At 70.1% G+C, this 26,127-nt stretch carries 25 protein-coding genes and 4 pseudogenes; 9 read left to right on the top strand and 20 right to left on the bottom strand.

All coding sequences use genetic code 11. From position 1 onward, the window contains the following. Window positions 1-59 precede the first annotated feature (59 nt). The 3 genes from ACFWY5_RS34805 to ACFWY5_RS34795 are packed head-to-tail and all read right to left on the bottom strand — an operon-like array spanning window position 60 to window position 3,130. Entirely contained in the window at window positions 60-1,850 is a 1,791-nt protein-coding gene (locus ACFWY5_RS34805) for an FtsX-like permease family protein (protein WP_379615810.1), read from the bottom strand. A gap of 6 nt (window positions 1,851-1,856) precedes the next feature. After that, on the bottom strand, window positions 1,857-2,597 hold the full coding sequence (locus ACFWY5_RS34800; RefSeq protein ID WP_379615808.1) for an ABC transporter ATP-binding protein: 741 nt from the start codon (window positions 2,595-2,597) through the stop codon (window positions 1,857-1,859). Then, window positions 2,594-3,130, bottom strand: coding sequence for a PadR family transcriptional regulator (locus tag ACFWY5_RS34795; protein WP_379615806.1), 537 nt, complete (start codon window positions 3,128-3,130; stop codon window positions 2,594-2,596). Before ACFWY5_RS34795 ends, ACFWY5_RS34800 begins: the two co-directional genes overlap by 4 nt. Before the next feature lie 275 nt (window positions 3,131-3,405). Here ACFWY5_RS34795 and ACFWY5_RS34790 point away from each other — a divergent pair, with 275 nt between their 5' ends. Together ACFWY5_RS34790 and ACFWY5_RS34785 are read left to right on the top strand one after the other, a co-directional pair. Further along, window positions 3,406-4,083: a TetR/AcrR family transcriptional regulator gene (locus ACFWY5_RS34790; protein WP_379636965.1), complete on the top strand. Its 678-nt coding sequence runs from the start codon at window positions 3,406-3,408 to the stop codon at window positions 4,081-4,083. Window positions 4,084-4,151: 68 nt separating this feature from the next. Continuing rightward, on the top strand, window positions 4,152-4,961 hold the full coding sequence (locus ACFWY5_RS34785) for an alpha/beta fold hydrolase (protein WP_379636963.1): 810 nt from the start codon (window positions 4,152-4,154) through the stop codon (window positions 4,959-4,961). Between the two features lie 281 nt (window positions 4,962-5,242). Here ACFWY5_RS34785 and ACFWY5_RS34780 read toward each other — a convergent pair whose 3' ends face one another. Together ACFWY5_RS34780 and ACFWY5_RS34775 are read right to left on the bottom strand one after the other, a co-directional pair. After that, window positions 5,243-6,481 carry a serine hydrolase domain-containing protein gene (locus tag ACFWY5_RS34780; RefSeq protein WP_379625859.1) on the bottom strand — a complete coding sequence of 413 codons (1,239 nt, stop codon included), beginning with the start codon at window positions 6,479-6,481 and terminating at the stop codon, window positions 5,243-5,245. Between the two features lie 42 nt (window positions 6,482-6,523). Continuing rightward, window positions 6,524-6,805 carry a hypothetical protein gene (locus ACFWY5_RS34775; RefSeq protein WP_379636961.1) on the bottom strand — a complete coding sequence of 94 codons (282 nt, stop codon included), beginning with the start codon at window positions 6,803-6,805 and terminating at the stop codon, window positions 6,524-6,526. A gap of 285 nt (window positions 6,806-7,090) precedes the next feature. Here ACFWY5_RS34775 and ACFWY5_RS34770 point away from each other — a divergent pair, with 285 nt between their 5' ends. After that, window positions 7,091-7,819, top strand: coding sequence for a helix-turn-helix domain-containing protein (locus ACFWY5_RS34770; protein ID WP_379636959.1), 729 nt, complete (start codon window positions 7,091-7,093; stop codon window positions 7,817-7,819). Between the two features lie 182 nt (window positions 7,820-8,001). Here ACFWY5_RS34770 and ACFWY5_RS34765 read toward each other — a convergent pair. The 4 genes and pseudogenes from ACFWY5_RS34765 to ACFWY5_RS34750 all read right to left on the bottom strand — a co-directional run. Beyond that, a pseudogene (locus ACFWY5_RS34765) lies at window positions 8,002-8,445 on the bottom strand (cation:proton antiporter); the annotation flags it as partial. A gap of 59 nt (window positions 8,446-8,504) precedes the next feature. After that, the gene (locus ACFWY5_RS34760; protein ID WP_379636957.1) at window positions 8,505-8,990 is read right to left on the bottom strand and encodes a GbsR/MarR family transcriptional regulator; all 486 of its coding nucleotides are present in this window, start codon (window positions 8,988-8,990) and stop codon (window positions 8,505-8,507) included. 338 nt (window positions 8,991-9,328) lie between these two features. Further along, on the bottom strand, window positions 9,329-9,745 hold the full coding sequence (locus ACFWY5_RS34755; RefSeq protein WP_379636955.1) for a hypothetical protein: 417 nt from the start codon (window positions 9,743-9,745) through the stop codon (window positions 9,329-9,331). Next, a pseudogene (locus ACFWY5_RS34750) lies at window positions 9,742-9,837 on the bottom strand (response regulator transcription factor); the annotation flags it as partial. The pseudogene ACFWY5_RS34750 and the gene ACFWY5_RS34755, both read right to left, overlap by 4 nt. Before the next feature lie 175 nt (window positions 9,838-10,012). Here ACFWY5_RS34750 and ACFWY5_RS34745 point away from each other — a divergent pair. Together ACFWY5_RS34745 and ACFWY5_RS34740 are read left to right on the top strand one after the other, a co-directional pair. Further along, window positions 10,013-11,338, top strand: coding sequence for a S41 family peptidase (locus ACFWY5_RS34745; RefSeq protein ID WP_379636953.1), 1,326 nt, complete (start codon window positions 10,013-10,015; stop codon window positions 11,336-11,338). A gap of 112 nt (window positions 11,339-11,450) precedes the next feature. Continuing rightward, window positions 11,451-11,870: pseudogene (locus ACFWY5_RS34740) on the top strand (MarC family protein); the annotation flags it as partial. Between the two features lie 21 nt (window positions 11,871-11,891). Here ACFWY5_RS34740 and ACFWY5_RS34735 read toward each other — a convergent pair. From ACFWY5_RS34735 to ACFWY5_RS34715, 5 genes are all read right to left on the bottom strand, one after another. Beyond that, window positions 11,892-12,440, bottom strand: a complete 549-nt coding sequence (locus ACFWY5_RS34735) for a hypothetical protein (protein WP_379636951.1) — start codon at window positions 12,438-12,440, stop codon at window positions 11,892-11,894. Between the two features lie 207 nt (window positions 12,441-12,647). Then, the gene (locus ACFWY5_RS34730) at window positions 12,648-13,451 is read right to left on the bottom strand and encodes a hypothetical protein (RefSeq protein WP_379636949.1); all 804 of its coding nucleotides are present in this window, start codon (window positions 13,449-13,451) and stop codon (window positions 12,648-12,650) included. Between the two features lie 27 nt (window positions 13,452-13,478). Continuing rightward, window positions 13,479-13,652: a hypothetical protein gene (locus tag ACFWY5_RS34725; RefSeq protein WP_379636947.1), complete on the bottom strand. Its 174-nt coding sequence runs from the start codon at window positions 13,650-13,652 to the stop codon at window positions 13,479-13,481. Window positions 13,653-13,806: 154 nt separating this feature from the next. Then, window positions 13,807-14,775, bottom strand: a complete 969-nt coding sequence (locus ACFWY5_RS34720; protein WP_379636945.1) for a DUF1648 domain-containing protein — start codon at window positions 14,773-14,775, stop codon at window positions 13,807-13,809. Between the two features lie 296 nt (window positions 14,776-15,071). Next, complete coding sequence (locus ACFWY5_RS34715) at window positions 15,072-15,353, bottom strand: hypothetical protein (protein WP_379636943.1); 282 nt, start codon at window positions 15,351-15,353, stop codon at window positions 15,072-15,074. 243 nt (window positions 15,354-15,596) lie between these two features. Here ACFWY5_RS34715 and ACFWY5_RS34710 point away from each other — a divergent pair, with 243 nt between their 5' ends. From ACFWY5_RS34710 to ACFWY5_RS34700, 3 genes are all read left to right on the top strand, one after another. Beyond that, window positions 15,597-16,787, top strand: a complete 1,191-nt coding sequence (locus ACFWY5_RS34710) for an NAD(P)/FAD-dependent oxidoreductase (protein WP_379636941.1) — start codon at window positions 15,597-15,599, stop codon at window positions 16,785-16,787. 503 nt (window positions 16,788-17,290) lie between these two features. Beyond that, window positions 17,291-17,791 carry a hypothetical protein gene (locus tag ACFWY5_RS34705; RefSeq protein WP_379636939.1) on the top strand — a complete coding sequence of 167 codons (501 nt, stop codon included), beginning with the start codon at window positions 17,291-17,293 and terminating at the stop codon, window positions 17,789-17,791. Between the two features lie 151 nt (window positions 17,792-17,942). Beyond that, window positions 17,943-18,509 (top strand): DUF6603 domain-containing protein, encoded by a 567-nt coding sequence (locus ACFWY5_RS34700; RefSeq protein WP_379637168.1) that lies wholly within the window; start codon window positions 17,943-17,945, stop codon window positions 18,507-18,509. A 32-nt stretch (window positions 18,510-18,541) separates the two neighbouring features. Here ACFWY5_RS34700 and ACFWY5_RS34695 read toward each other — a convergent pair whose 3' ends face one another. The 5 genes and pseudogenes from ACFWY5_RS34695 to ACFWY5_RS34675 all read right to left on the bottom strand — a co-directional run bounded on the left by ACFWY5_RS34695 (window position 18,542) and on the right by ACFWY5_RS34675 (window position 24,378). After that, window positions 18,542-19,489, bottom strand: coding sequence for an adenosine deaminase (locus ACFWY5_RS34695; protein ID WP_379636938.1), 948 nt, complete (start codon window positions 19,487-19,489; stop codon window positions 18,542-18,544). A gap of 73 nt (window positions 19,490-19,562) precedes the next feature. Continuing rightward, window positions 19,563-20,468: pseudogene (locus ACFWY5_RS34690) on the bottom strand (RNA polymerase sigma factor); the annotation flags it as partial. Window positions 20,469-20,776: 308 nt separating this feature from the next. After that, window positions 20,777-21,862 (bottom strand): winged helix DNA-binding domain-containing protein, encoded by a 1,086-nt coding sequence (locus tag ACFWY5_RS34685; RefSeq protein WP_379625829.1) that lies wholly within the window; start codon window positions 21,860-21,862, stop codon window positions 20,777-20,779. Between the two features lie 31 nt (window positions 21,863-21,893). Further along, a complete protein-coding gene (locus ACFWY5_RS34680) occupies window positions 21,894-23,309 on the bottom strand; it encodes a wax ester/triacylglycerol synthase family O-acyltransferase (RefSeq protein ID WP_379625827.1) in 1,416 nt (471 codons plus the stop codon). A 25-nt stretch (window positions 23,310-23,334) separates the two neighbouring features. After that, entirely contained in the window at window positions 23,335-24,378 is a 1,044-nt protein-coding gene (locus ACFWY5_RS34675) for a winged helix DNA-binding domain-containing protein (RefSeq protein ID WP_379636937.1), read from the bottom strand. 9 nt (window positions 24,379-24,387) lie between these two features. On the opposite strand from ACFWY5_RS34675, the gene ACFWY5_RS34670 reads away from it, so the two are divergent. Further along, entirely contained in the window at window positions 24,388-25,617 is a 1,230-nt protein-coding gene (locus tag ACFWY5_RS34670; RefSeq protein ID WP_379636935.1) for a cysteine desulfurase-like protein, read from the top strand. Here ACFWY5_RS34670 and ACFWY5_RS34665 read toward each other — a convergent pair. Next, on the bottom strand, window positions 25,589-26,127 hold a 539-nt coding region (locus tag ACFWY5_RS34665; RefSeq protein WP_379636933.1), incomplete at its 5' end, for an alpha/beta fold hydrolase. The genes ACFWY5_RS34670 and ACFWY5_RS34665 overlap by 29 nt on opposite strands.

Genomic DNA, 26,127 nt, shown 5'->3' with positions numbered 1-26,127 from the left:
GGCCTTTTCAGGGTGCGGCACACCTGGTGGGAGAGTTCGCCGCGCACCTGCCCGGCCGATCACGCCGTGTCGGCGCGCAGGACGGGTACCACGGGACGGCGGGCCGCCATGTGGGCGGGCAGGGCGGTGAGTGCCGCGGTCACCAGGAGAGTGGCCAGCGCGGCGACGAGCATCCAGGGCAACGGCGCCAGGGTCGCGTTCCTGGGGCTGAATTCGGAGAACACGCCGATGCCCAGCGGGACACCCACGGCAGCGCCGGGCAGGCAGGGCAGGAGCTGGGCGATGGACAACCCCGCGGAGACCTGCCCGGGGGTGGCACCGAGCGTACGCGCGACTGCCAGGCTTGGCCGGGCTTCCATCGCCGTGGTCCAGGTGAACGCGATGATGTTCACCACGGCCATCGCGATCAGCAGGGCGGAGACCGCGATCATCAGGTGGCCGGAATTCTCGGCTCGCAGGTTGGGCAGGGCATTGGAGCCGTTGAGGCCGTAACCCCTCGATGACTGGACGGACAGGGAGAGCAGGCCGGTGAGCGCGATCAGCGTGGTGGCGGTCGAGCACGCCTGCAGCACCACCCGGCCCGGCCGGCGGGCGATCAGCCTGAGGCCGAGCAGGAACGGCGTGGGCAGCAGCGCGGACAGCGCGGTCAGCCGGGGACGGTGGCGGGGCCGGTGAACGGCCTCGGCCAGGGCGGCCACGGTCGCGGTGCGCAAGGCACGCAGCGTGGGGCGCAGCGCCGACAGCACGGCCACCACCACGGCCAGGACGGTCGTCGTGACGATGACGGCGCCGGTCGGCCCGCCGATGTCGCCGATCCTGCTGGCGGTGGGGCTGGCTATGGCGGGTACCGTCAGGCGCGCGATCGCCAGCCCCAGCACGTCGGCCAGCAGCGCCACGGCCAGGTATTCGGTGAGCAGGACGGCACCGATCAGAGCGGGGGTGGCGCCGACGGCCTTGAGCAGCCCGGCCCGCCGGGTCTGCTGGACGGCGCGTCCCGCGGCCAGTGCCGCCACCCCGGTGACGGCCAGGAAGCTGAGCAGCCAGCTGCCGAGGACCAGGATCGGCTGGGCGCCCCTGAGAATGACGGCGTCCTGCTCGGCCTTGAACTGCCAGGAGTGGAAGTTGATCCGGACCGTGGGGTCGCGGTGGGCCTCGCGAAATGCCGTGGTGGCGGCGGGATCGCGCAGTTTGAGATCCAGGGCCAGGGACACCGGGAGATCTTGGGACGACGCCAGCGCCCGCGCGTCTGATCGGGTCATCCAGGCCAGGCCGCTGTAGTCGCTCGCGCCGCCGTACGGGCCGATCTGCGCCGCCCAGGGGTAGATGGAGGTGGCCGCGGTGACGGCGATCCCGACGACGGGGTACGGCCGGCCGGCGATGGTCACCCGGTCCCCGACACCGACGCCCAGCGCGGTGGCGAAGCCGCGTTCGAGGACGGTGCCGCCGGGGCGTACCCACTGACCCGAGGTCACCAGCGGCCGGTCGACCGCGCCCGGCTTGGCGGCGAAGCCGTGCACCACCACGGGCGAGGACGTGGAGTCGCGCAGGGTCAGGTCGGCGTACACGATGCGATAGGGGCCGTGGTGGGCGACCACGTCAGGGGAGTCCGCCAGCGCGGCCAAGGCCGAGGTGACGGCGGGGCCGGTGACGCCGGACAGTGCGACCACGTCGGGTCCGGCGGTGGCCGCGCGGGTCTGCTCGTACAGCGTCTGGCTGGTCCCGCCCAGGGAGAGGCCCAGAGCCAGGGTGGCGGTGGCGGTGGTCACCGCGAACAAGAGCATCGCGGCGTGGGACGGGTGCCGGCGAACGTCGGCGAGTACCAGGCGTACGACGAGCACGATGGTGCCCATGCTGTTTCAGCCCTCCAGCTCGATCAGGCCGCCGAGCCCGTGCGGGTGGGAGCCGGCGAAGCTGGTGTCGTCGACGAACATCCCGTCGCGCATCGAGATCAGCCGGTCCGCGTTGGCGGCGACGCGCTCGTCATGCGTGACGATCACGAGGGTCTGTCCCGCGGAGCGCAGTTCCTCGAAGATCCGCAGCACGTCGAGGGTGGCGGCGGTGTCGAGGTTGCCGGTCGGCTCGTCGGCCAGGACGACCAGCGGGTCGTTGGCCATCGCGCGGGCGATGGCCACCCGCTGACGCTGCCCGCCCGACAGCTCGGAAGGCAGGTGCCGGGCGCGCGCCGTGAGCCCGACCCGTTCGAGCAGAGCGCTCGCGCGCCCCCTGGCCTGCCGCGGCGAACGGCCGGCCAGCAGCGCGGGCAGCTCCACGTTCTCCGCCGCCGACAGCTCCTCCACCAGGTGGAAGGCCTGGAAGATGAACCCCACCGACCGGCGCCGCATGCGCGCCAGAGCTCGCTCGCTCAAGGAGTCGATGCGCCGCCCGGCCAGCCACACCTCCCCGCGGGACGGCCGTTCCAGGCCGCCGAGCAGGTGCAGCAGGGTCGACTTCCCGCAGCCGCTCGGCCCCATCACCGCCAGCATCTGCCCCTCGGGCACCTCCAGATCGACCTCGTCCACCGCCCGGACCCGGCTCTCCCCTTGACCATGCTCCTTCACCAGGTCACGGACCTGGACCACGGCACCCGACTCGTTCACGCCTCACCCTCGACTCTGTCATCGGCCCTGGACCAGGTCCGCTCGCACGCTTCCAGCCACCGCAGGTCCGCCTGCAGCCGCAGCACGATCCCCTCCAGGAGTAGCACGGCCATCGACCCCGCCGGCTCGGCCAGAATCGTGTGCTGCGCCTCGCGCAGGCGGCGCAGCAGCTCGCGGCGCTGCGCCGCCACCAGCTCGATCGGGTCGGCGAGCCGGGCCGCGGCCGCCGCGACGAGCTTGAGGTGGAACTCCGCCTGGTCCGGCTTGGGCCAGCCCACCTCGGCCAGCCACGCCGCCACCCGTTGCTGACCGGCCGGTGTCAGCGCGTAGACCTTGCGCTCGGGCCGCTCGGGCAGGCCGTCCTCACGCTCGCAGACGACGAGCCCGGCCTTCGCCAGCCGGGACAGGGTCACGTAGATCTGGCCGGGGTTCATCGACTCGCTCAGCGGGCCCAGGCACTGGCGCAGCCGGGCGCGCAGGCCGTACCCGTGTGACGGCTCCTTGGCGAGCATCGCCAGCACTGCGTCTTGCACGGCACCCCCTAACGGTTAGCCAATAGATAGCGGTTAGCCATGCAAGGTGTCAAAACGGTCGACGCCTTTGCGGTACGGCACATGACGGTTTCCGTTTGCGGGCTCACGTCTGAACCGACCGCCCGCAACCAGTCCATCAGCCCGCGAGATCCAAGATGGCGTTGCCGAGTATGTAGTGGTCGCCATCGCTCGCGCCTCCAAGTCTGGTACGGTACCGTACCGTACCAACGGTGGGGCGAGTCGTCCCCCGTTTCCGATCGGCGGAGGAGATGCCCATGGCCAGCCCAGCGGAGCTCAGGTCGGCCGGCAAACGTCAGGCGATCATCGAGGCCGCGCGGTCGGTGTTCCTCGCGGGCGGTTTCGCCGGGGCCAGTGTGGATGAGGTGGCGGCGCTCGCCTCCACCTCCAAACGAACCGTCTACGGGCTCTTCGGTGACAAGAAGGGGCTGTTCACCGCGGTGATCACCGAGGACATCGAGGCCGCAGAACACCGCTCGCACGACAGCGTCGAGGCGCTGGCGGCCAGTCAGGACCTCGCCACGGATCTGCGCGCCTTCGCCCGCCGGCACGTCGTGAACGTCATCCAGCCGCACATCATGAGGCTGCGCCGGCTCATCATCGGCGAGGCCGAGCGCTTCCCCGACCTGGCCGGCACCTGGTACGCCAACGGCCCCGGACGCGGCCACGCCACCCTGGCACAGGTGTTCACCACCCTGGCCGAGCGCGGCCTGCTGAAAGCGGACGACCCGCCACTGGCCGCCCAGCACTTCAACTGGCTGATCCTTTCGATCCCGCTGAACCAGGCCATGTTCCACACGGGCGACGACCAGCTCACCCCCGCCGACCTCAAGCACTACGCCGACGAGGGAACCCGGGTGTTCCTGGCCGCCTACGGCGTGAGCCGGCCCAGCAGGCCGGCCGGAACGTTGGGCGCCGGCGACCGTTCGCAGTGACAGCGCTCCTGATCAGTGCCTCCCCATGTCCCGAACCCCATCAAACCCGGAGGATCATGATGACCAAGGTGATCTCGGCAGACGGCACACCCATCGCCTACCAGCGCTTCGGCGGCAACGGCCTGCCGCTCATCCTGATCACCGCGGCGCTGTGCGACCGCACCGCGGCCACCGCGCTGGCCGAGCAGCTCGCGCCCGAGCTGCCCGCGATCGCCTACGACCGGCGAGGGCGCGGCGACAGCGGCGGCATCGCCGGTTGGAGCGTCCAGCGGGAGATCGAGGACCTCGCCGCCCTCATCGACGGAGCCGGTGGCAGCGCCGCCGTCTACGGCCATTCCTCCGGAGCGGCCCTCGCCCTGCACGCGGCCACCGCCGGCCTGCCCATCACCAAGCTCATCCTGCACGAGCCACCCTTCACCCCCGCCAACGACGGCGAAGACCAGCGCGAACGGCAGGCCGCCGAAGAGCGGGCAGGACGCGAACAGGCCGAAACCATCCGCGCCCTGCTCGCCCAGGACCGCAAAGCCGAGGCCATCGCCGCGTTCCTGACGCCCACCGGGATGCCGCGGCAGATGGTCGAGCAGATGAGCCACGACCCCGCCGTGCAGGCCGTCGCCCACACCCTGCCGCACGACCCGTTCGAGGTGGTCAGCGCGAGCAGCAGAGGCGGCGCCACCCCGGCAGAACAGGCCGCCACCGTGGCCATCCCCACCCTGCTGCTGTGCGGCGGCGACAGCTTCCCATGGATGATCGAAACCGGCGCCCAGCTCGCCACCGCCATGCCCGACGGACATCACCAGGTCATGCCCGGCCAGCCCCACGTCGCCGCACCGCACGTGCTGGCGCCACTGCTGACCGGCTTCCTGCTCACCACATGAGCCTCGACAGCGCTCGCCGCCGGCAGCATCCGGTTTCTGCTGGAGCTTCTCTTCGCCCTCGACCGTCGCCCCCGCCCTTACAACAAGCCGCAGGTGCCGACCTGATCGTGTAGGGGTTGCGGTGTCTTGACGCCGCACCTCGACATAGCCGGCACCGGAGGTTCCCCCGCCGTGTCGGCTCGGACAAAGGCCCCCGCGCCGACACCAGTCCCCGTTACGCCGAACCGCGAGCCGCACGTGGTGGCGTCGAAGGCCGGAGCGATCTCGACCAGGTAGGTGGGTCAGTTGTCGATGGCCTGGTAGAGGGTGGTCCAGAAGTCGTGGATGGCCATGGCCGAGTCGGGGGTGGACATGCCGGTCTGGGTGAGCAGGATGCCGACGAGGTCGTTGCCGGGGTCGGCGTAGGTGGTGGTGCCGGCTCCGCCGTCCCAGCCGAACTGGCCGACGGGCGCGTAGTCGCTGCGGTAGGTGCGCACCGCCATCCCGAAGCCCCACCCGCCGTGCTGTCCCAGGCCGTAACCCATGTGGAGGTTGTCGCGGGCCCAGGCCATTCGGGCGGCCTGCTGCGCGGGCGGGAGTTGGTTGGTGGTCATCAGCTCGACGGCGGGCCGGGACAGGATCTGCCGGCCGTCGTGCGTGCCGCCGTTGAGCAGCATCCGGTAGTAGGCGTGGTAGTCGTCTGCGGTGGAGTCCAGCCCGCCGCCGCTGGACGGGAACGCCGGAGGCCGGCTGTGGTGTCCGCCTTCGGCCGGGTCTTCCACATTGAACGCGCCGGTCTGCCAGTCGGGGGCGTACAGCGGCGGGAACCGGTGGATCTTGTCGGCGGGCACGTGGAAGCCGGTGTCGGTCATGCCCAGCGGCTCGAAGATGCGCTCGCGCAGGAACGTCTCGAACGGCTGTCCGGTGACCCGGGCGACCAGCACGCCGAGCACGTCGTCGCTGAGGTTGTACAGCCACCGCTCGCCGGGCTGGTGCATCAGCGGGAGCGTGCCCAGGCGGCGCATCCACTCGTCGGGGTCCGAGCCCGGCAGCAGCCATCCGTCCTCCTGGCCGTAGACCCCCCGCTCGAAGAACGCGCCCATGATCGGGGCTGTCTTCGCCGCCATGTCCAGTCCGAGTCCGCAGGTGGAGGTGAGCAGGTCGCGTACGGTGATCGGCCGCCGCGCCGGCACGGTCTCTTCCAGCGGGCCGTCGGGCCGCGTCAGCACCTGCCGGTCGGCGAGTTCGGGCAACCACGCGTCCACCGTGTCGTCCAGCCGCAGCCGGCACTCATCCAGCAGGACCATCGTCGCCGACACCGCGACCGGCTTGGACGTGGAGGCCATCCGGAAGATGGTGTCGCGGCGCATCGGCGCGCCACCGTCATGGCGCATCGTCCCGATCGTTTCGACGTGTGTCTCCTCGCCTCGGCTGACCAGGGCGACGAGTCCGGGAATCTTCCCGGACTCGACATGCCCGGCCAGCACCTCGCGCAGTCTGTCCAGCCCGGTCTTGGAGAAGCCGCTGTTGCTGTGTCCCATCACAAATGTCCTTACTTCCAGAGTCCCGGCGTCCGACGGTCCTCAGCCGGCGGCGCGCTCGATGGCGTCGGTCAATCGCTTCCGCGCACGGGCTGGGACGTAGCCGCCGTCGGTGTAGTTTCGGGCGAACGCCTCGGCGAACTTCACCGGGTTCCGGCCGACGATCTCGCGGATCGGCGTTCCGGCTGCCGCGGCCTGTTCGAACAGGGCGGCGAGGTCTTCGAACCTTGAGGCGTCGCTGTCGGCGTCGGTCGGCACGAAGTGCATCAGGTGCCGCTGAATCGCTTCGACCGTGGTGCGACCGCCGAATGTGGTGTTGGACATGGTGATCTGCCTCCTGCGTGGAGTCGTTCGAGCCGTTGTGTGGGGAAGCTGCAGATCCTCCACCGGGCCGACTGTTCATGCATTGCTGAACGTCTGTGACGGTACATTGCATTCATAAATGAGTCAACACTCTCGGGAAGTCAATTAGCCTGCTCAAAAGCACTCAATGAGCCAGTACTGCAATGAGCATGACACTGATTGCAATGGATGATCAAGAATTGTGTTGCAATGAACTGCGAATGAATGCATACTGTGCGCACGTCGGCAGATGGGAGACGAGCACCGATGCCCGGAGACAGGCTCACCGATGAGGACCGCCGGCACATCGCCACGGGACTGGCCGAAGGGCTCGGATACACCGAGATCGGCCGGCGTCTCGGGCGGCCGGGCTCAACCATCATGCGGGAGGTCACCCGCAACGGCGGACCCGACGACTACCGCGCGCAGCGGGCACAGGAGGCCACCCGGCAGCGTGCGCGCCGGCACCGGCAGCCCAAGCCTCCGGCGCCGCCGATTGGCGACAGCAGCCACGGGCGCGACCCCCAGGCGGTCCAGGACGTCACGCAATCCTTCGCCACGCTCCTTGAGCAGCAGGGGATGCCCCGGATGGCGGCCAGGGCACTGGCCTGCCTGCACGTCACGGATTCCGGCAACCTCACCGCCGCCGACCTGGTCCAGCGGCTTCAGGTCAGCCCCGCGTCGATCTCACAGACCATCACCCTCCTGGAGCAGCAGGGACTCATCAAGCGGGAACGAACTCCCGGCGGGCGCCGCGAACGCTACGTCGTCGACGACGACCTCTGGGTCCGCTCCACCCTCGCGGCCCTTCAGATGAACGAGACCCTGGCCGCCACCTCGCAGCGCGCGGCGGAGATCCTCGGGACCGCGACCCCGGCCGGCGCCCGCTTCGCCACCTCCGCCGACTTCCTGCTCCTGGTGAACGCGACCCTCGGACAGGTCATGGAGCAGTGGCAACAGAACCAGGACGAACGGAACGCCGGACACCGGTCATGATCTCTCGCGGCTTTCATCGTCATACGAAGCCGTCGCCTACTCCTCGGCGTAGCGCAGGTCCTGCCGGTCCAGGTAGCGCTGGAGGCGGCGGCGGGTGTCCTCGCCGACCTCGCCGATGGCATACAACCGGCCGAGTGCTGCGCTCTGCACGGCGAGCACAGCGCCGCGGCCAGCGTCTGGCTGGGCAGTTGCAGCCCGATGAGGCTGAAGACCACGCTCTGCAGCACAAAGATCAAGGTCCCGTAGACGGCGGTGAGCTGCAGCCGGATTCCTGAGTTGGTGAGCTCGTGGTGCTTGACGCCGAGGATCACCGAGGCCATCACCACCGCGGTCACGCCCGAGCCGTGTACGGCCTCGGCCAGCACGTAGGCCAGGTAGGCGGTGACCAAGGCGATGACGCTCTCCAGGACGGGATCCTCGGTGCGCCGCCGGACGAAGGACACGCCGGCCGCAACCACGGCGCCGACCACGGCTCCGCCGCCGGCCAGGCGGCCGAAGTCGATCGCGACCCCGCTCCATCCGGCCGCGCTGCCCGCCACGGCCGTAGCGACCGCGATCCGGAACAGGCGTTTGAGCTCGGGCCAGGACAGCTCCTCGCCGGCCGCGTACAGCAACGGCGGCAGCACCACGAGGCTGCCGACCAGACTTCCCGGCGTTCCAGGTGCGTTAATTTACCAAAAATCCGTCAACGAGCGTCACGGGCGGCCGGCCGACGTCGCTGGTGCTGGTGCCAGCGCTGCAGCAGGTCGGGCAGCTCGGCCAGCAGGAACTCATAGAAGTCGCGCATCTGGGTGAGCCGCCGGTGGGCGGGATCCTCGGCGTTGGTGACCGCGATCCCGGACCGGGCCGCGCCGAGCATGGTCTCGATGACCGTGTTCTGGCTGGTGAACAAGATGGCCCAGGCGTCCTCGCGCAGCCGGTAGTGCTCGCGGCGGCTGCCCGGGGCCGGCAGGCGTTCGATCAGCCCGACCGACAGCAACGACTTCACCGCGCCGGAGACCGAGCCCGCGCTGGCCTCCAACCGGTCGGCGATCTCACCCGCGGTGACACTCTCCTGGTCGGTGAACAGGAAGACCGCCAGGGTCCGCGCCGCCATCCGCTGCAGCCCACCCTCGATCAACGTCAGGGCCAGCCGTTCCGCCGCCTGCCACTCTTCGAACCTGTCGTTCACGTACGCCTCCCTCTCACGAGACAGGCTATCGAAAAACTGACCCTTTAGAAATTTCTGAAATATCGCTATATTCTGTGTATCGGCCTCTCCTCCGGGAGGGGACTCGATGATGTGCCGGGAAGCCTGGTCGGCGAGCAGCGTTCGCCGACCCCAGGAGCCGACCCGATGACCTTCCTCAGTCGTTTGTACGGCGAGCGCCCCGCCCTTGCCCACCGACGTCCCGGCCGCCGACGGTATGCGGCTTACAAAGGAAACCCCATGAAGGCGGCCGCGTGCTCGCCCCGGGCCCCGCCGACGCGCGGCTGCAGTACATCGACGTACGTGACCTGGCCGACTGGCTACTGCGCGCGGCCGAGCGCGGCCTGGGCGGCGCCTACACCGCCATCGGCAGACCCCGCGCCCTCACGACCAAGAAACTCCTGGCCGCCACCCTGGACGTCACCGGCTTCGCCACGGAACTGGTCTGGGCGCCCGCCGGTCTCATGCGGCGCGAAGGGCTGACACTCGGCCTCTACCTGCCCGACGGCTCGGTGCCGAGCGGCATGCACGACGCCAACCAGCTCGGGCAACTGCGGCAGCGGCGGCCGATCGCCCGGCACCCCCCGCGTCGGCTCCACCGCTCCCTCGGGCAGCCGGGCGATCCGCGCGTCCAGCGTGTGGCGCGGCAGGAGGTTGACCGTGACCAGCAACACGATCGAGGTCAGCAGGAACAGCCCGGAGTAGAACTCCGTGAGCCGAACCCGGATCGTCGTCACAGCAGGTATCCGGCACCGGGAACCGTCTGGACGCACGGCGGGTTGCCCAGCTTGGCCCGCTGGCGGCTGACCAGGACCCGGACCACCGTGTGCATCTGCGACCCCGTCGTACGCCACGTCGACGGCCATGGGTGGCGACGCCGGCACCACGAGATCGGCCGGGTCGCGTTCGTCCTCGGCCACCAGCGTGCCGACGTTCGTCCCCGAACAGGGGTAACAAGGGCGTTAACGATCCGTTCACGACCGTGCAACCCGCCTCCGGCCACCATGGCGGCCATGATCAAAACCCTCTGCGCCGCTATCCTGATGGCGGCCTGTTCCATGTCCGCACCGGCCACCACGTCAGGCGAGCGCTGCACCGCCGCCACCGCGCCACCTCCGAAATCGGCGCCGCCGACCTCGGTGAACACACTCCGGCAGGCGTACTTCTGCGTGCTGGACAACTACTACAGCGGTCCGGTCATGGAGCCGAAGGCACTGCTGAAGAGCGCCTTCGCCGCCTACACCCAGGACCTGATGCGGCGCGACGCCGATCGGGCCGACCTCCGGCTGCCCGAGCTGACCGGGAATCGCGCCACCGACTGGGCCGCCTTCGCGAAAGTCCTCGGCGCCGGTGACGTGTCCGCGCTGCGCGCCGCGATCACCGCAATGGTTGCCGGACTGCACGACAACCACGCCCGCTGGGTCAGGCCGACTCCCTCATCGGACGGCGGGCCGACCGGAACGGGCATCGTGGGCATATCAGCCCGGCAGGGCCAGCAACTCGACCCGGCGGCCAAGCCGCCGTTGTTCATCACCAGCGTCCTGCCCGGCAGCCCCGCCGCCAAGGCCGGCATCAGACCAGGTGACATCATCGTCAAGGCCAACGGCGTACCGGCGTTCATCGGGACCACCGTGAACCAGAGCATCGTCCAAGCCTTCGCCACCAACCCGGTCAAGCTCACGCTCAGGCGCCCCACGACGGGACGGACCCGTACCATCGACCTCAGGGAGGGGCCCATCACGAGGCGGCCTCCGGCAGTGACATCGAAGACGCTTCCCGGCGGCGCCGTCTACGTCCAGCTGCCCGGATTCTTCGACGGCGCCGCCGACCAGGTCATCGCCAAGCTGCAGGGTAAGCCGAAAGCGGTGGTCCTCGATCTGCGCGGCAACGGCGGCGGGTCGCCCCGCGAGGTGACGCGGCTGCTCGGCGCGTTCGCGCACGGCAAGGTCACCAGCTACTTCTGCCCGCTCAAGGGCGACTGCGTGCCCAACCGGACCGACGACACCGTCGCGTTGCTCGGCTCGCGCCTCATCGTCCTCACCGACCGGGGATGCGCCTCGGCCTGCGAGGACTTCAGCGCGGCCGTCAAGGACAACAACCTGGGCACCCTCATCGGAACCCGCACCGCCGGAGCCGTCTCGGGCCCCGCCGAAGGCTACCTCCTCAACGACGGCAGCATCCTGCTGCTGCCCAAGGTCCGGCACCTCGGGCCCGCCCGCGAAACCATCGACACGATCGGCGTGCCGGTCGACCACTACGCCCCCATGACCGCCCTCGACCTGGCCACCGAGCGCGACCCGGGCGTGGCCAAGGCACTGACGCTCCTGTGACGGGCGACGGGGCTGCCTACGCGGCGCCACGGACTCGCCTCGTGGCCTTGCCGATCTGGCAGCGCGTACCTAACCTCTCAGGACAGAACAGCTAGCCCTCAACGTCGCCGTCTTCGTACTGACCGCCCTCTGGATAGGCGAGCCACTCCTCAAACTGCTGGGCATCAGCACCGCCGCGCTCACCACCACCGGCGGCATCGCGCTGGCCTACGCCGCCATCCCGCTGATGCGCGGCAAGGCCGGGGCGGTCGAAGAACCGAGCGAACCCGACGACGAAGCCCCCGGCCCCCCGCCCGATATCAAGTCCATCCTGTTCACTCCGGTGACGGACCCCGACATCACCCGCCCCCGAACCGGAGCTGACCGACCTGATTCTCGGCTACCTCACTGGGACAGGCACCGCCTCACAGCACGCGAAGCAGCGGATCCACGCCAAGCCTGCCCCGGAACGTGTCCAGGTCGAGACGCTGCCGGCCGTGGGACTTCCACAAGGAGGCGCAGGTCAGAGCAGGATTCGGTGGATGAGCGGTGAGGAGACGGCTCGGGGTGCGGCTCACCCATCGGCCGCGCGTTCTGCCGCAAGCTCGCGAGCCACCTCCAGCCCATCGCTCGCCGCCACCAGGCGTTCTCCGGAGGAGACCCGCACTTCCCGTTCCAGAATGGCGATGGCCTCCGGTGAGTACTCACCCACCTTGCGCAGCAGCAGAGTCAGATATCTGAAGGTCTCCCCATCGGCCGCCGCGGCCGCGGGACCGATCATCGGCAGGCTCGCCATCACCGTTTGCCGACAATAGCTCTCCAGGTCCGTCTCGGACCCGTCCACAAGTACCTTCTTCCCGTATCCAGCTCCCCCGAAGATGACGTTGAGCATGAGCCAGCCGAATTCGGAAACAGATCCGCGAAGTCTCAGTTCCTCAAGAATCCGGTCCGCTACCGGGGCAGCGGCCGTCTCGAGGTCGCCTTGATTCACAACGGCTGTGTAGATGCGATCGAATGCCGCATCTCGCTCGGCCGCGGCTCCGGTCAGTAGCCTCTCCAGGGTTGCCGGGATCTCCTCCGACCCCCCTGCGGACGTTCGCACCGTTGACCAGTCCCATGTCATTAGTCTCGCCCTCTCGCCCCCACCGGGGGGGTTGGCTCCACAAGCTGATCCGTAGCATGAGTCTCAGCGCGGAAGCCACCAGCCATAACCGCTTCTTCCCAACGACCCCGTTGCCGGTCACGCAGGCCACCCAGCCAATGATCATGATAGACGGAAGGGCTCGAAGCACGCAGGTCGGCGATACCACAGATGGCGACTTCGGGCCATCTACGGAGAGTGTGGCCGGGCAGGCTCCCGCTCCGAGGGCAGGCCGGGGCCGCCTCGCCCTGGCACAGGCACCTGGGAGAGCAGAGCCAGCGCCCCCGCGATCAGGTGGGGCCAGCCGAACAGCCCCCAAGGGCTGGAGCAGTCGAGCGGCGCGGACGACAGCAACCAGGCGACCGGGTGGAACAAGGCGGGCACCAGCAGCGCCAGTCCGACGAACGGCGCGCTCGGATGCGGGGCCAGCACGGCCCCGATGGCAGCCAGGCCGACCCAGATGTAGAGGGCCTCGGCAGTGTCGAGATGTAAGGCGGTCAGAGCCCAGGTGCCCTTCAGGTCCGCCCAGCAGCCGACGATGCCGTCGGAGGAGAAGTTCCTGGCCAAGGCCCGGCCGAGTACCAGGAGCACGACGGCGCTCCAGACGGCCGCCCGCGGTCTCGGCAGTTGGGGGCCGGGGCGGGTCCGCAGCAGGGCGGTGGCGGCGACCGCGTGGCAGGCCAGCACGATCCACACGCTGCTCTTCTGGCCGCAGGGGGTGGTGTCAGGGAGGACAAGGGTCAGCGCGTTGAGCACCAACGTCACCGCAGCGCAGATCGCACCGGCTTTCGGGAACCGACGAGGCGCCCAGAGCGCGAGGAACGCCAGCACGATGGGCAGCAGCGTCGATGCGTATCCGGCGGTCAGCCAGACGACGATCTCCAGCGGGCTCGGCTCCATCACCTCGTACGCGAAGTAGCCGCAGTCTTCGAGCATCAGGATGGATAAGAACTGCGGTGCGGTGGCGGCCAAGATGGCCAGGGCACGAAACATGGGCGGCCTCTCGCGCCAGGCGGATGATCACGGGAGAGAGTACCGGAAGGGGCGCCGATCAGCGCCGACGGATGGTCTGACCACCGCGGCCACCTGGGCGGCGAAGTCCTCGCCGGCGAACAGCACACTGACATGCTCGTGGGGGCCAGGCAGCTGCGCGGCTCCGGCGCCCAGGCGTTCGAGCAGCGCCAGTTGTTCCACCCGGCCACCGTGGCAGCCGGGACGTCATGGACGGGAAGATCACTCACGGCTCCCGGGGGCCGGCTTCGCCGAGTCGGTTGCCCCGGGGTGGCCGGATTACGGCCTGGGGTGGTGGATCGACGCCGACAGTTCAGCCCAGACGGCGCCCAGAGGATCAGGCCGTCTGTTTCGACACCAGGGCGTTGATGAGGGAGGCGCCGCGTTCGGCGTCGTCGATGCTGACCGCGAGCTGGCCGCCGGAGCGGTAGTCGATGACCAGGCAGTCACCACCCCGAAGCATGATCGTCGAGCCGCGCAGGCCCCAGCCGCCAACGGACGAGGGGCTGCGTCGCTCAGCCCAGGCGCGCTCGATCACCGACAGGGCGATACGCCGCTGTGGCCAGGCAAGAGGCCCGAACCCGATCACGACGCCATGCGACGTAACCCTGACCCGCACGGACGACAGCCCTACTCCAAGCAGGGTCACGCTGATGAGGCTCAACATGAGCACCGCCACGAGCTCTGCGGCATCGCCGAGCATCCAGACGGCGAGGGCCGCGGAGACGACTGTCAAGATCACGGACGCGGCCAGGAGGGCCCTGTTGGTCGTCCGGGCGACCCAGACGATCCGCTGGCCGGACAGCAGGGTGTACTTCGGCGGCTCACTGGCCGGCGCAGGACGTGGGTCCGGGGAGCCTCGCCCGAGCCAGGCCGCCAGCAGTCCCACCCCCAACGGCAGGACGAGGACGAGAAGGATCAGGAAGCCGGGCATTCGGGCCTGCCGCCACGTGGGTACGTCGAGGTTGGCGAGGAGAGTGCTCAGGTTGATCAGCAGGGCGAAGGGGGCGACCCCGAACAGGGCTCCCCACCACAGCATCCGCCCCTTCCTGGTGGACAACACCTTGCCGTGCAGCGCGGTGGCGACCAGAAGCAGCCACGGCAGCACCCAGAGCAGGACGAGATCCAGCATGAACGTGCGATCGGCAAGGAACGCGTAGCGATCGGGGGCCCCGTTGAGCCCCCAATGGGTGGCGATCGGGTCGGGTAGGCGGTCATGGACCAACCAGGGCGTGATCGGCGCAATCGAGCCGACGAGAACGCCCCAGGGGAGCGCGACGAGTAAGGCAAGACGTCGTGCGGTCAAGGCAATCCTCCATCCTGCGGACTAACGGGGTTGGGGCGTCGCGGACTCGTGCGGGGCGGCGAGCAGGAAGGCGCGCGGCGGGGAGCAGCGGCTGCGCGCGCTCGTCGGCGGCTCTGACTCCCCACCCGCGACGGAAAATCCACGAGCCCCTCGACGCGCGGGGCATACAAGACGGCCTTGGCGCGGACATGGATCAGGGAGGCCGAGAATAAGCAACATGGTGCTAGCAACATTAGCATCATTGGGAGTGGTGTCATCAGGCGGTGGCCAGTGTCGTTCCGAGCTCGTGAGACGGCTCAGCTCATGCGCCGGCCGACGAAGACCCGGGTGCTGGACGGGTCCGGCAGCGGGGAGCCGTAGCCGGAGGATTCCTCGGCACGGGGTGATGACGAACCGGCATGAGGCAGAGCCATCAGCGTGCCCACGCTGGCCAGGCAGGCCAGGCCGCCGAACAGCCACCGGTTCCAGCTCGTGGTGAGCAGGTTGGTCGGTGCTCCGGCCGCGACTCCGGCGATGGGACCGGCCGCGATGACGATCAGGCGGCCGCGAACGCGGGGCGGGTCCGGGGCAGTGGCCACGCCTGTCATCGTCTCAGGAACACACTGACCTGTTTCGGCTGAGCACTGACTCCCGCAACATCGCCGCAACAAGGGACGCGCCAGGCACGGACCGGGTGGCGTCCGGAGCACGTCGACGCGGTCAAAATTTCCATAGGCGTATAGATCCTTCTTTCGGCTAGCCTCGCCGTACTCCCTGGATCCGGGAAGCTCACCTTTCACCTTTGCGCACACGCTGAGCTGCGCCGGGACACAGGAGAACAGATGATGGCTGACCGCTGCGACATCGCCGTGATCGGCGGCGGTGTCATGGGGCTCGCGCTGGCGGTGCACCTGCTCGAAGCAGGCGCCGGTGACGTCTGGCTCATGGAACGCGACGGGATCGGCGAGGGAACCACCGCCGCCGGCGGCGGGTTCCTCGGCGACTGGACGCCGTACGAACAGGAGAGCGCCGCCGCCGACTACGGCCGCGCCTTCTACGCCCGCCTGCACGAGGAGGGCGACGGCATCGGCTACCGGGCCGACGGCATGGTGTACGTGGCCGCCGACGAAGCGACATGGCAGGAGCTCACCGCCTGGCAGGCGGGCCGGCCGGTGCCACCCGCCGAGGTCGAACGCCTGACCGGCGGCACGATACGCGCGGACGGCCTGCACGGTGGGCTGCTGGACACCGTCGGCGGCCAGGTCCACGCGCCGAAGGTGGCCGCGGCGCTGGCACGGCGCTTCCGCGCCGCCGGCGGCCGGCTCGAGACCCGGCGCCCGGTCACCGCGATCTCCACCACCAAGGGGCGGGTACGCGCGGTCGAGACGGCCACCGGGGCCGTCGCCTGCGGCGCGGTGGTCGTCGCCGCCGGCGTCTGGAGCGGCGCGCTCACTCGTGACCTGGGCTTCTTCCTGCCCGTAGCCCCACAGGTCACCTCGCGGGTGACCACCGAACCGCTGGACATTCCCGGCACACTCCCCCTGATCTTCCTGGCTGGCCTGGTTCCCGGCGACGGCACCCTGCTGTGGGTACGCGAGCACGAGGGCGGCCTGCTGTGGGGCGGGACGTACTCGACCTTCCCCCGCGACGTACTGATCGACGCGGACGTCCCCGACCGCCTGGACGAGTTGCCCATCGACGGCGTTCTGGAGATCCTGCGGATCGCCGGCGCGGGCGAGTCCGTGATGCCGGCCCTGGCGCGGCGGTCGAGGCTGAGGATCAAGCACGGCGCCCCCTGCTACACCCCCGATTCCCGGGCGCTGATCGGCCCGGTCCCCGGTGTGGAGGGCGCCTATGTGCTCGCCGGCGACAACGAGGCCGGCATCACCTACGGCCCGGGGTACGGCAAGGCCCTGGCCGACCACATCACCCACGGCACGCCCCTGGACCACTGGCGCCCTGACCGTTTCGGCGACCGGTTCACCACCCAGGGGCAGGTCGCGGCCGCCCTTCACGCGGCGACACCTTCCTGATCCCACCCGCGCGACCACCCGGCCCGCCTACCGCTGCCGCGACCTCGCGCCGTACCGGCCCGCGTGGAAGCTCCCGTCCAGGCGGCTTCCCCGGCCGGGGCCGCGAAGAGGGTTGCCAGACCAGCGCGAGCATGACGCCCCGACACCGCGAACGCCGCTGGTGACCAGGTCGAGGTCCAGGCCATGGGGTGACAGCGGGGCGCGTACCGTGTCCGCCAAGGTCGTGGTGCGGGCGGCGGCCTAACCCGCGAAGACGCTCTCGCGGGCGGGCTCCGGCACGCACGCTCGATAGGATCCGCTCTTCCAGCACAGCTACGCTCCGAGCGTGTCGTCGTGGCCATCGCGACACGCCAGAAGATACTCACCTGACGGTCACCGGCAACGGCTCCCGGCGGGGTCGACCGTGGATGAACCGCGGCTGACACCGTCGTTGACGGCGCTGTGCCGTTGTGATCGACCCTGAAGACACGTTTGTTGGTACGGCCTGTGCTTACTCTTTCCTCATGTCTGCCACAGAGAGCGTTTCCAAGGCCTCTTTCTCAGGTGCGTTGTTGCCGATCTCCCAGCCTCGGCCGATGGTGGTTCTGCCGTCCGCGATCTGGGCGGATGGGGAGTGGACGCGCATCAAGCTGGGATACCGGGCTCGTGGCATGGATGAGAAATGGAACATCTTCATGGAGAATGACGTGCTGTTCCTGCACCGTAGCTGGACTGGTCATGGAATCTATGAGGTCTCTTTTGCCGCGGTCGAGGGTGGCGGCCGGCGTATTGCCGAGGGTGTGGTGGAATCCGATCCGGAGCGCCACCGGACTGGCACGGACACGGTCGACCACGAGTATGACGGCCTCATGGTGGAACTGGTGATCCGTACGATCCTGCTGGGTAAGGCCGCGCCCGAGCTGTTCGAGAAGTTCGGGGAGTTGGCCAGGCAAAGAACAGGGCGTTCCGATCTTCCTACCGGTGCGCTTCGGCATCACGCGCTGGGTGTCCGCACCGAGAATTGATGGGGCGGCGGCGTCTCCACCACCGTGGTGCCCTACCCGGCCTGCCCGGTAAACGCCATGATCGCCAGACCCTCCCACGTCATGAAGCGGCTACAACATTGAGTAGTGATATGACTACTCACAGTACGAGGGGAGGCATGCGTGGCCGGAGATCTCGCAGCCGCCGAAGCACAGGCCACCGCCCTGGGGGCCGCTCCCCCGGCCGAACCGCTCCGCCGACCTCGCGCTCATCCTCTCGCTGCGTGACCCGAAGGTGATCCTTCTCGGCCGCATGCGCATGGCCGTGCCCTCGCCGCAGCTCCCGCTGATCGACCTGTGCGCGGAGGTGTACGGCGAGTTCAGCGGCGACCGGGTCCTGGTCATCGCCACCCTGACCGGTTCCCGCTTCGGCTTCTTCGGCGTCAGCGGCGAGGTCGGGGTTCTGCTGCGCTTCGGGGACGGGGCGAGCTTCGCCCTGGTGGCCGGCGGGTTCCATCCGCGTTACGCGCCACCGGCCGAGCTCGCGGGGCTGCGACGTCTCACCGCCGGATTCGTGGATTCCGTACCTGCCGCGTACTCAGGGGGTACGCGCGGGTGGAGCTGGTGCGTGGGGCGCTGTCGCGCTTCGGCTGTGCCGCGCCCGAGCGACGGATCGTACGAGCTGTGGACCACCCGCCGTGTCAGCGTCGGCCGGGGCGAAGGGCGCAGCGGCCTGGCGTTCGATTCGGCGGTTCGGTGACGGGGTCCGGGCGAGGGTACGGCTGGCCGCGGTTACTCGGCTGCGGTCAGCCAGGTGGTGATGTCGGTGTTCAGGCGGTGCTTGAGGGCGGCCGGGGCGAAGGAGGCGTTCACCGCGTTTCTGGCGAGACCGGCCAGGACGGCGTCGCCGTACCCGAACACCTCGCGCAGGCGCTCGTACTCGGCGGCCAGGTCCGTCTCCCCGTCGGTGTTGATCGTCACCGTCAGGCCGGCGTCGAGGAGGCGGGGCAGGGGGTGTTCGGGGAGGGAGGGGACCAGTTTGAGCAGGACGTTCGAGCTCGGGCAGACCTCCAGCGCGATGCCGGCGGCGGCCACCCGCGCGGTGAGGTCCGGGTCGTCCAGGATGCGGATGCCGTGGCCGAGGCGGGCGGTGCGGCCGGGGCCCAGGGCGGCGCGGATGCTGTCCGGGCCCGCGGACTCGCCGGCGTGGTGGACCAGGCGGAGGCCGGAGGCGTGGGCGGCGTCGATGACCTCGGTGAAGGGGGCCAGCGGGTACTCCTCGTCGCCGGCCAGGCCGATGGCGACGACCTCGGGGTGGCTTTGGGCAAGTTTGAGGGTTTTCCAGAGGCGTTCGACGGGGCGGCGGCGGGAGTGGTCGAGGATCACCCGGCACTCGATGCCGTACCGGCGGCCCTCGGCCAGGCCCTCCAGGACGGACTCCAGTGGCATCTCCGGGCGGCCGAGCCGTTCGCCGTGGGCGGCCGCGGTGAAGCTCACCTCCGCGTAACGGGTTCCCTGGGCCGCCTCGTCCTCGCAGAACTCCCTGGCTATGCGGCGGAAGTGCTCGGGTTCGACCAGGCGCTGCCTGACCTGGGCACGGTGGTCGGCGAAGTCGCGGAAGGTGGCGAACGGGCCGCCGCGCCCGGCGGGGCCGCCGAGCTCCTCCGAGGTTCCGGGGCGGACCGTGCTCTCCAGGTGTACGTGCAGGTGTGCCTTGGGCAGCGCGCGCAGGTCTCTCACCGCACGGACCCTAACCGACCGCCCACCTGGGAAGCAGCCCATTTTCCGCCCCGGCCGTCGGCAGGCGGCCGAGCTAGCTGAGGTAGTCGCGCAGGGCCAGGGCGCGGGAGGGGTGGCGGAGTTTGGACATGGTCTTGGACTCGATCTGGCGGATGCGCTCGCGGGTCACCCCGTACACCTTGCCGATCTCGTCGAGGGTCATGGGCTTGCCGTCGGCCAGGCCGTACCGCATGGTGATGACGCCCGCCTCGCGCTCGGTCAGGTCGTCCAGCAGCGACCGGAGCTGCTGCTGCATGAGCGTGAACGAGACCGCGTCGGCCGGTGAGACCGCCTCGGTGTCCTCGATGAGGTCGCCGAACTCGCTGTCGCCCTCCTCACCGAGCGGGAGGTGCAGGGAGATGGGCTCGCGGCTGTACGACTGGACCTCGACCACGCGCTCGGGCGTGATCTCGACCTCGGGGGCGAGTTCTTCCGGCGTGGGCTCGCGGCCGAGTTCGATCTGCATGCGCCGCTGGACCCGGGCGACCTTGTTGATCAGTTCGACCATGTGCACGGGGATGCGGATGGTACGGGCCTGGTCGGCCATGGCACGGGTGATGGCCTGCTTGATCCACCAGGTGGCGTAGGTGGAGAACTTGAAGCCCAGGCGGTAGTCGAACTTCTCGATGGTGCGGATGAGGCCGAGGTTGCCCTCCTGGATGAGGTCGAGGAAGAGCATGCCGCGGCCGGTGTAGCGCTTGGCGATGGAGACGACCAGGCGCAGGTTGGCCTCCAGCATGCGCTCCTTGGCGCGCAGGCCGTCCTCGGCGACCCATTCCAGGTCGGCCCGCAGGTCGAGGGGGAGGTCGGTCTCGGTGTCGAGCCGTTCGCGGGCGAACAGGCCGGCCTCGATGCGCTTGGCCAGCTCGATCTCCTGCTCGGCGGTGAGCAGGGGGACGCGGCCGATCTCCTTCAGGTACGCCTTGACCGAGTCGCCGGTGCCCGGGGCGCTGTCGTCCAGGACGGGAAGCTCTGCTACTTCGGACAAGACGCTCTCCTCGCTTCGGTGGGCCGGCTTCGTCGGTGACGCGGTGACTAGAGGCAAGAGGGACCCTTCTCCAAACTTAGGACGCGCCCAACTTTAGGTCGACACGAGCATAGTGTCAACCTAAAATAAGGACCGACCTAAAATTTTTAGATGGGGATGCTGAGGTGAGGCTGCCTCTTTCACGCTACCCAACGCCGGGGCGAACAAAGCTCCATCAGCTGAGGCTCTTGACATAAACGACGGTTTCGGCGATGGGGGACCTAGATCGGCATCGAGGTTCCGGGGGCCCGCCACTCGATCGCCCCGCCCTCGTGACCGGCGAAGGCCAGCAGGCGCGCGCCCTCCTCGGCCAGCTCGGCCCGAGCCGCCTCCGGCAGCGGCGAGAAGGGCACCATGACCAGGGCTCCGTCCTTGAAGTCCCACATACCGCCGGTGGTTCCGTCGACGAGGAAGGTGGGGTAGATGATCGAGCCGACGCAGATCGCCTTGCGCTGCTCGTCGGTCATCATGCGGCGCCGGTCGGCGAAGGCCACCATGAGGTTGTCGAACCAGGGCAGGAACCGCACCGGCGCCGGGGTGTCGGCCGGGACCAGCGGCGCCTCCGGCAGGTCATAGAGAACTTTGCCGGAAATATCGCGATACTTTGCCAGGTCCATCGCCTCCATCACCGGCTTCAGCCTGGTCAGGCCCGACCACGCCTGGACGTCCATCACGCCGGCCGGGCCGTAGGCGGCCAGATACCGCGTCACCAGACGCTCCACCGGCGGCGACGACTCCAGCGCGCGGCCCAGCCACTCCTCCGCCAGCGTGAACGGCGTGGCCCCGCCCCGGTTCCAGGTCCCGTTCGGCGGCGTGTGGATGATCGGCAGCAACGACTGCGCCGACCAGCCCAGCCCGGACGGCTCCACCTCCGGCCAGCGCACGGCCAGCAGGTCGCGTAGCTGCGGCCGGGTCAGCGTCTGCCCGGTCAGGTGCTCGCGGGCCAGCTTGACCAGTTCCTCCAGATCCACCTCCCGCATGGACTTGCCGAAGGCGGCCTGCCGCGCCCGGCTCATCGGGACCTGCATCAGCGGCCGCAGCCAGAGGTAGTCGTCGGAGACGGCCAGGTGCTGGGTGGCGCGGAGCATGGTGCCGCGCACGACCTGCTTGCCGTACAGCAGGGAGGTCAGGTCGTCCTGGGTGAAGGAGACCAGGCGCGACCACAGCCCGATGTACGGCGCGTTGGCCTCCTGGCCCTGCACGGCGACCAGGCGTTCGACGGCCGACCGCGCGTCCAGGCCGGCGCGCTCCAGCAGCAGCTGCCGGTGCAACGTGGTGCGGTTGAGTACCTTCTGGCTCAGCTCCATGGACCCAACCTAGAACTCAATGCGGAAAGGTTCATTCCGCGTTGAGCAGCTCGTCGAGGGCATCGCGCAGGTATCCGGTCAGCTCCCACGGGTCCGGCACCATCTGCCGGTCGGTGATGACGCCGATGTCCAGCGAGCCGTCGTAGGAGAAGGCGGTGATGTTGATCCCGCCGCTCACGTCGGTGATCACCGAGACCGGGTAGTGGGTCAGCAGCCGCGCCCCGCACACGTACAGGGGAAACTGCGGGCCCGGCACGTTCGAGATCGCCACGTTGATCGGCGGCGCCGTCTGCCCCACCAGCCCGAACGCCGAACGCGAGGCCAGCCCCATGAGCGCGGCGGGCATCGACTCGCTGAACTCCCGCAGCCAGCGCGCGGGCGCGAGCGAGAACCTGTCCTTGATCCGCCGCATCGAGTCACGGACGTGCCGCAGCCGTTCCAGGGGATCTTCCACGTGTACGGCCAGCGGCGCCGTCATGATCGCCACCTGGTTACCGGGCCCCTCCTCCCCCGCCGAGCGCAGCGAGAACGGCACCCCGGCGGCCAGCGGCATCCGCGGCACCCCGCCGTGGGCGTCCAGCCAGCGCCGCAGGGCGCCCGCGCACACCGCCATGACCACGTCGTTGACGGTGACGCCGTTCGCCTTGCGGACCAGCTTGATCTCGTCCAGCGGCAGGGAGACGAAGGCGAAGCGCCGGTGGGCGGAGACCGGCCCGCTGAACGGCGTGCGGGGCGCGGGCAGCGAGGGCAGTTCGGGCAGCGTCCCCGATCCGGCCAGGCGGCGCGCCAGCCCCGAGACCAGCCGGCTGCCGGGGATCCACGACACCACCGGGATCTCGTCCAGGTGCGGCAGTGCCCGCGCGGCGAAACGCACCGCCTGAGCCGGGTTGGCGCTCATTCTGATGAGTGCCCGGCCGACCATTTCCAGCCCGTCGGGCGCGGGTTCGTCCCGGTCGGGGGCGGTCTGGGGCGGCGGGGCGGGCACCGGCGTGAGATCGAGTAAGGCGGCCAGCACGTCGGCGCCGCCCACGCCGTCCACGGCCGCGTGATGGATCTTGGTGTAGAGCCCCATGCGACCGCCCGACAGGCCGTGGATCAGGTAGATCTCCCACAGCGGGTGACCGCGGTCCAGGCGGCGTGGATGCAGGCGGGAGACCTGGTCGGCGAGCTGGCGTTCGTCGCCCGGCGGCGGCAGGCCGATCTCGCGCACGTGGTAGTCGAGGTCGAGGTCGTCCTCCTGCACCCAGTACGGATGGTCCAGCCCGAACGGCACCGGCGCGAGCTTGCGGCGCAGCGCCGCCACGTACGGCAGTCGCTGCTCCAGCAGGGCCTGCAGATCCGAGCGGTTGAGGTCGCCCTCGAGGATGGCCAGCCCGGCGATGTTGGGCACGTTGGTGGCGGTCTCGAAATGCAGGAACTGGGCGTCCAGGGCGGTCAGCTGTGGCACAGGTCACACCTCCGCCCCGAACCAATCAGACTTGCTCCACGACTTCAAGTGCGGGGGCGTCGGGTTCGGCGAAGGCCAGCAGCCGCAGGGCCTCCTCCTCCAGTTTCTCCCGCGGGACCGGCGTGAACGGCGAGAGCAGCAGCGTCGCCTTGCGGGCCGTGCGCTTGATCTGCCAGGTACCGGCCACGAAGCCGTCGGACAGGTAGACCGCGCGCACCCGCAGGTTCTTGGTGGTGACGGGGAAGGCGGGGTCGACGACCCTACTGCGGTCGGCGTGGCCGAGGAGCAGGGTGTCGAAGTCGGGCAGGAAGCGCACCGGCGCCTCCGCCCCGCCGCCGGGCAGCGGGGCGCCGGGCAGGTCGAACAGCTCTCTGCCGCGTTCGTCACGCAGGCGGTCGAGCGGCATGCCGTACAGGATGGGCTTGAGGCCGCCGAGCCCCGACCAGGCCTGGACGTCGGCGACGGTGGCGGGGCCGAATGCGGCCAGATGCCGGGTGACGAGGTCCTCCTTGGCGGCCGGCGTGAGCGTGAGGCCGGGCAGGCCGAACGCGGCGTCGCGCGGGAAGCCCCACGGGTCGCCGGTCGGGGCCATGGTGAGCGGCATGAGCATGCGCACCGCGTAGCCGAGCGCCCGGTCGTTGACGTCGGGGAAGAGCGTCTGGAGGCGGGGCCGGATCTCGTTGAAGGTCAGCGGCCCGTCCTCGGCCAGCATCTTCTCCGCCGCCTCGATCACGCCGTCGACGGCGACGTCCGGGAAGCGGCTGGTGAACGCGCCGGAGAGCACCTCGTCCAGCAGCGGGCGGAAGGCGGCGAAGTCGGCCGCGGTCACCAGGTGGAGCGTGCCACGCCACAGGGTGGCGCGCACCAGCGTGCGCGCGTGCAGCGCCGCGCGCAGGTCCGCGCGCTCGAAGCGGGCGAGCCTGGCCCACGCTCCCAGGTACGGCGGCCGCGGCTCCTGGGCCTGCAGCCCGCCCACGCGCCCGACCACCTCGCCCACCGTCCCGTCGAACGGCGTGAGCAGGTGCTGTCGTGCCAGCGTGGCCCGGTTGAGATCCCTCAGCGTGAGCATGAAGACATCATGGCCTTTCCCCCCAGACAAGATGCAACCACGACGTACTCCCCCGAAACGGTACGCGCCGCCTACCCCTCCCTCTCCGACGGCCACGCCTACCTCGACGGCGCGGCCGGAACCCAGACCCCGCGGCCCGTCATCGACGCCATCGCCGGCGCCTACCGGGCGGGGCTGTCCAACGTGGGCGGGACCTTCCCCGCCAGCCACCGTGCCGACGAGATCGTGGCCGCCTGCCGCGCCGCCGTGGCCGACCTGGTCGGCGGCGTGCCGCACGGGGTGATCCTGGGCGCCAACATGACCACGCTCACCTACCGGCTGGCCCGGGTGCTGACCGGGCCGGGCGACGAGGTCGTGGTCTCCCGCCTGGACCACGACGCGAACGTGCGGCCGTGGACCCAGACGGGCGCGCGGGTGCGCTGGGCCGAGATCGACCCGGTGACCGGTGAGCTGCCTGTTGACCAGTTCGCCGAGCTGGTGGGCCCGCGTACGCGGCTGGTCGCGGTCAGCGCGGCCAGCAACATCCTGGGCACCCGCCCTGACGTGGCGGCCATCTGCGAGATCGCGCACGCGGCCGGGGCGCTGACGTACGTGGACGGGGTGCACGCCACCGCGCACGGCCCGGTCGACGTGCACGCGCTCGGCGCCGACTTCTACGCCACCAGCGCCTACAAGTGGTCGGGCCCGCACGTCGGCGCGGTGATCGCCGATCCGGTGGCGCTGGAGTCGCTGCACCCGGACAAGCTGCTGCCCTCGCCCGACACCGTTCCCGAACGGTTCGAGCTGGGCACGGCCGCGCTGGCCGACCTCGCCGGCGTGACGGCGGCCGTGGACCACCTGGCGGGCCTGCTGCCGAGCTCGGGCGGCCGGCGCGAGCGGCTGCTGGCCTCGATGGCCGCCGCGGAGGAGCACGAGCTGGGGCTGTTCGCCGAGATGCTGGCGGGCCTGGAGACGATGCCGCACGTCACGCTGTACGGCAAGCCCGCCCGCCGTACCGCCACCGCCTACTTCACGGTGGCGGGGCTGGCGCCCCTGCGGGTGGCCGAGCACCTGGCCGCCCGCGGGGTCAACGTGTGGAGCGGCCACAACTACGCCTGGGAGCTGACCGGCGCGCTGGGTGTGCGCGACTCGGGCGGGGCGGTGCGCGCCGGGCTGGTGCACTACAACGACCGCTCCGACGTGGAGCGGCTGCTGGAGGGGGTGGCCGAGCTCAGATCCAGCCCTCCAGCGAGGCCATGAAGCCGGGCAGGTCGTCGCGGTGGACGCAGTGGCCGGCGCCCTTGACGGTGCGGACCTCGAAGCCGCGGCGCTCCAGCTCGGCGGCGAGTTCGGCGTTGATGGTGAAGCTGGGGTCGGCCACCTGCACCAGCGAGGGCACGACGGGCCGCTCGGGCACGTAGTCGCCCCTGACGCCGTCGAAGAAGGCCGGGTCGAACAACGCGAACCCGGCCAGCTCGGCGTCGATGTCGGCCTGCGACCAGCGCGGGTTCATGGTCCTGACGCTGTCCTGGGTGGCGGTGGCGACCATTTTGCGCATGAAGGCGGTGGCCTCGGCGGGCACGGCGTCGAGGGCGAAGCCGGGATCGGAGTAGATCGCCTTCTTGGGTCGCAGCCGCTCGGCGGCCAGCGACAGCGACAGGCCGCCGAGCGAGTGGCAGATGGCCACGTCGGCGCCGCCAGGGAGGTTCTCGGCCAGGTCGTCGCCGCGCATCTCCGGCCGGTACTCGCCGCGCGGGCTGGCGCCGTGAC

Source organism: Nonomuraea sp. NPDC059007 (genome assembly GCF_042740555.1).
In the GTDB taxonomy this organism is placed as follows: domain Bacteria; phylum Actinomycetota; class Actinomycetes; order Streptosporangiales; family Streptosporangiaceae; genus Nonomuraea.
The sequence above is the reverse complement of the archived record's forward strand: the minus strand, read 5'-3'. Positions and strand labels throughout refer to the sequence as shown.